This is a genomic window from Paenisporosarcina sp. TG20, from assembly GCF_000286315.1.
Classification (GTDB): domain Bacteria; phylum Bacillota; class Bacilli; order Bacillales_A; family Planococcaceae; genus Paenisporosarcina.
On record NZ_ALJG01000130.1, the window covers coordinates 1 to 4,709 of the forward strand.

Consider the following 4,709-nt stretch of genomic DNA (forward strand, 5'->3'; position numbering starts at 1 on the left):
CGTAAGCCATGGTGGTTTCTTATCTTTTAAGAAAAACCGGGTAAGTACGCCTGGTCCTTTAAGAAAGCACAAATCATTTTATGATTAGTTGAAAAGAATATATCAAACTGTATCGCCCTCCGTTTTCGGGTTGCTTTGGACGGCAATCCTACTGCACTATAACCTCAAGAAAAAAAGGGATGAGCGAAGTTTCACTTTGCTCATCCCTTTTTTACAGGCAATAAATATCGATTTAACTAGGCTTAAAAAGCGTAGTAGAATTTTTTGTTTTTCTGCTTTTTGACATCTTGAAGATGTTCGATTCATTGCTTAAGTCTAGATTACGTCATTCATCAAAATAATTCGCGAAAAAGTCCAAGAAGCGAAGGGACCTTGTGAAGGAGCCAAAATCTCATTAAGACTTATTGGGTGTAAAAGTTAAGTTATTGATTAATAACAGATAAAAATGATTCGCCGTACTTCTCCAACTTATTCGCACCAACACCACTGACTTCTAAAAACTCATCATTTGATTTTGGTCGTTTAGCGCACATATCTTTCAATGTTTTGTCTGAGAAAATAACAAATGGAGGTACATTTGATGCTTCAGCTAATTGTTTACGTAGTAACCGCAGTTCTTCAAATAACGGATCATTGTCTGCTATACGCTGCGTTACGATAGCTCCTTTACGTAACACTTTCCGATTGCCTTTTAACACATCTTTACTCTGTTCGTTTACAAATATTGTTGGAAATGAACCCTGTTTTATAGCTAATAAATCTTGAGAAATCATAAACTCCATTAAGTTTGCTACTTCTTTGGCGTTATAATGTTTTAAAATGCCATAAGTAGATAGTTTGTCGAATCCAAATTCAAATATTTTCTTGTTTTGAGATCCTGTCAGCACTTGAGCAGTCAACAACTTTCCAAATTTTTGTCCCATCCGAATAACACATGAAAGAACCATTTGTACGTCTTGTGTAACATCTAAACTTTCACGTTGATCTGTACAATTACTACATTGTTCACAAGTATCTATATGAGTGTCCCCAAAATAGTGAATGATAAATTGTTGTAAACAATTTTCGGTATGACAATAGTCTACCATCCCTTGTAGCTTAATTAGTTCCCCGGGAATTCTACTAGGATCTTGTGCTTGGTCGATTAAGAATCGTTGAGTTTGAACATCTTGAGATGCATATAGCATAATACACGCACTTGGCAATCCGTCTCGTCCTGCTCGTCCTGCCTCTTGGTAATAACTTTCCATGTTTTTGGGTAGTTGATAATGGATGACATACCGAATGTTCGATTTATCAATCCCCATTCCAAATGCATTCGTCGCTACCATCACTTGAACCTCATCTTTTAAAAATCGTTCTTGCTCGTAAGTGCGATCTTCATCCATCATCCCACCATGATATTTAGCTACACTTACACCACGTTTATGAAGCATTTCGTAAATATGATTCACCGTTTTACGTGTTGCTGCATATATAATGCCTGATTCATTTTCATTTTGCATGACATAGTCTTTAACAAACTTTTCTCGGTCTTGGCCGCGTATGACTGAGAAAGTTAAATTAGGCCGTTCAAATCCAGTCATCACAGTATTTTCTTCAGTTATATGGAGTATACGACAAATATCTTCACGCACTTGAGGAGTCGCGGTTGCAGTTAATCCAAGCACAGTTGGTGTGTTTGGAAAAAGCTCAGCCAATCGACTAATCAAGCGGTAACTTGGTCGGAAGTCATGACCCCATTGGGATATACAATGGGCTTCATCTACTGCAATGAGTGGTACTGGTATATCCCTTAGTTCATTTAAGAATGTGGTTGAATCCAAACGCTCTGGAGCGATATATAAAAGTTTGACAGCACCGCGTTGCACATCATAGAGCACTTCTCTTACTTCTTTATGGCTAAGTGAACTGTTTATATACGCTGCATGTATTCCCGCTTCTAGTAATGTATCCACTTGATCTTTCATTAAAGAAATTAACGGAGAAACTACAATTGTAGTACCTTCTAATACTAGTGCAGGAATTTGATAGCAAATCGATTTCCCGCCCCCCGTAGGCATCACGCAAATTGAATTATCACCGTTTAGAATTTGTTTAATCACTTGTTCTTGGCCGGTCCGAAATGTTTCATAACCAAAGTAGGTTTGCAAATACTTTCTCGCTTGTTCTAGCACATATGTCACTCCTTCTTTGTTAGTGCTAGGCACTTATATATATTAATTATTATCTGTAATGTCAGCCATCGAATTGGTTTCTTCTTTTAAATCGTCTATTAACATTTCCGCTGCTTTGCGGTAAGAATTACTACTATTAACGAGCGATGTGATTAGGAGAATTTTCTCTAATTTCTTAGTTTCATAATCATCCATTTTGTCGACTTCGTTATGTACGTCATCGGCTCGTTTTAAAAATTCCTGTTCGAAATCTATCGCATTTCTTTGATGAATTGCAAGAACACTAGTGTAGAATTTTTCCATTTCAAAGTCTTCGTTTGTTAGTTTATTATTAATACTAGTTAAAGTGACTTTGATGTCGTTGATGGATAAAGCTCCTTTTAGTTGATACACTAAGTTAATTAAGATGAGATGTTCCTTTGAATACTTTTTGTTTTTAATAGGGATGAAGAGTTTCCCTTTTGCATAGTTATTTATCATGGTTTTTGTTAAAATTTTTTCCTTATCATTGCGTTTGGTGTTTTTAAAAGTATTATCAAACAGTTGAATCACTTGATCCATATATAAGTCTATATCAGGCATTTCATGAAGTGACATATTTGTTTCCAGAGAAAGTTTATCAATTATTTTTTGTATATTATCCATTTGACATCCCTCTGTTTTCATTTACTTTTAATAGGATAAGTGTAACATAAAAACACGAATCATAAACATTGACTAGATTATGGCATAGTTATATCATTACACATAGTATAGATAACTACTTACAAATATGGGGGTATTACTTTGCGTACATATATTCGAGAACCATTTAATGGTTTGTCACATTTATTTGGTGCTGTTCTTTCTGTTGTTGCTTTAATTTCCATGCTGATTAAGACGTCGATGAGTAATGCACCTGTTTCTCAAACTGCTGCCGTCTCTATTTTTGGTATTAGTATGATTTTATTGTACGCAACATCTGCTACATATCACATGGTCATCGCTAAAGATAGTGTCATAGCTTTTTTAAGAAGACTTGACCATTCCATGATATTTTTATTAATAGCAGGATCATATGCACCATTTTGTTTAATTGCACTAAAAGGTCCCACTGGCGAAATCTTATTTTCAATTGTTTCGGTTATTGCACTTGTGGGCATCTTGTTTAAAATGGTATGGTTCAATTCCCCAAGATGGCTATCCACAGCACTCTATATCGGCATGGGTTGGATTATTGTTTTTCTGGTTTCTCCACTCTCTGATACATTAAGTGAACCAGGTCTTTGGCTGCTCGTTTTAGGTGGTTTGATGTACACTATTGGTGGCATTATTTACGGAGCAAAACCAAACTTTCTGCAATCCAAATACTTAGGCTTTCATGAGATTTTTCATATTTTCATCCTACTTGGAACACTTTCACACTTCTTGTGCATATATTTGTATGTGATTTAAAGTCTTACCTCTATGAAAACATAATATTTTCTTGTCACACTAGTGTTAAGGACATCGCGTTTGGTTTAAATTGGACAAGCGTAGGTATCCTGACACTTTTTATTCGTTACATTGAATACCCCCAAACTATTATATAGTCCTCTCATATAATGACTTGAATGAACTAAGGAGGTAATTTTTTGGTTAATCGCTTTCCCCCTAATTTTCAATTCCAAGGTGAAAATAATCCGCCTTTTGGAACATACAATTATCAAGGTCAAGGTCAAGATCAATCAGTATTCGGAACGCCAAATTATCCAGGTCAAGGTGTACCGCCTTTCGGAACTCACAACTATCCTGGTCAAGGTGGATCGCCTTTTGGGACTCCAAATTATCCAGGCCAAGGTGGATCGCCTTTCGGAACTCCAAACTATCCAGACCAAGGTGGATCGCCTTTCGGAACTCAGAACTATCCAGGTCAAGGTGGATCGCCTTTTGGGACTCCAAACTATCCAGACCAAGGTGGATCGCCTTTTGGGACTCCAAACTATCCTGGTCAAGGTGGATCGCCTCTTGGGACTCCAAACTATCCTGGTCAAGGTGGATCGCCTCTTAACACTCAAAGCTATGGTCAAAATCACATGCCTTATGGAACTCGAAACTACCCGATTCAATCGCAACCGTCTTTTGGAAATTTGACTTCTCCAAACCAAGTAAGCCAGTCTTTTTGGATGCCAAATTATTCTGATCAAGTTGAATTACCTATTGAAAATCCTTACTACCAAGATCAAGATGGATTCCCTTTAACAATGCCAGACTTCTACAGATAAGGAATGAGTTTGGTACTAAGATAGTATAATTCCTAGGAAAAATAGAGGGCGTTAAAAAAGTCATTAATCTTGACTTTTTGTCGTCCTTTTTTCATATTTTTTTACTAACTGAGTCAATTTCATAACTCCTCAATTAAATAATACACACGAACATTTAATTGTTATTCGTTAATTTTAGACAGGTATCGTTTGATTGTAGCGCAATGCGGCGACTCCAGTGGGAACAGCATGAGCTGAAAAGCCCGCAGGAAAAATGCTGGCCACAAAGCAGTATCTTTGCGACGAGTAA

4 protein-coding genes are annotated in these 4,709 nt (G+C 36.7%); 2 read left to right on the top strand and 2 right to left on the bottom strand.

Features of this window, described 5'->3' with window-relative positions:
* Positions 1 to 422: 422 nt before the first annotated feature.
* On the bottom strand, positions 423 to 2,177 hold the full coding sequence (recQ, locus tag B371_RS0101370; protein WP_019412530.1) for a DNA helicase RecQ: 1,755 nt from the start codon (positions 2,175 to 2,177) through the stop codon (positions 423 to 425).
* A gap of 42 nt (positions 2,178 to 2,219) precedes the next feature.
* Positions 2,220 to 2,822: a DUF1836 domain-containing protein gene (locus B371_RS0101375; protein ID WP_019412531.1), complete on the bottom strand. Its 603-nt coding sequence runs from the start codon at positions 2,820 to 2,822 to the stop codon at positions 2,220 to 2,222.
* 141 nt (positions 2,823 to 2,963) lie between these two features.
* Between B371_RS0101375 and B371_RS0101380 the strand changes: the two genes are divergently transcribed.
* Positions 2,964 to 3,611 (top strand): hemolysin III family protein, encoded by a 648-nt coding sequence (locus B371_RS0101380; protein ID WP_019412532.1) that lies wholly within the window; start codon positions 2,964 to 2,966, stop codon positions 3,609 to 3,611.
* 179 nt (positions 3,612 to 3,790) lie between these two features.
* The gene (locus B371_RS22320; RefSeq protein ID WP_019412533.1) at positions 3,791 to 4,420 is read left to right on the top strand and encodes a hypothetical protein; all 630 of its coding nucleotides are present in this window, start codon (positions 3,791 to 3,793) and stop codon (positions 4,418 to 4,420) included.
* Positions 4,421 to 4,709: the final 289 nt, after the last annotated feature.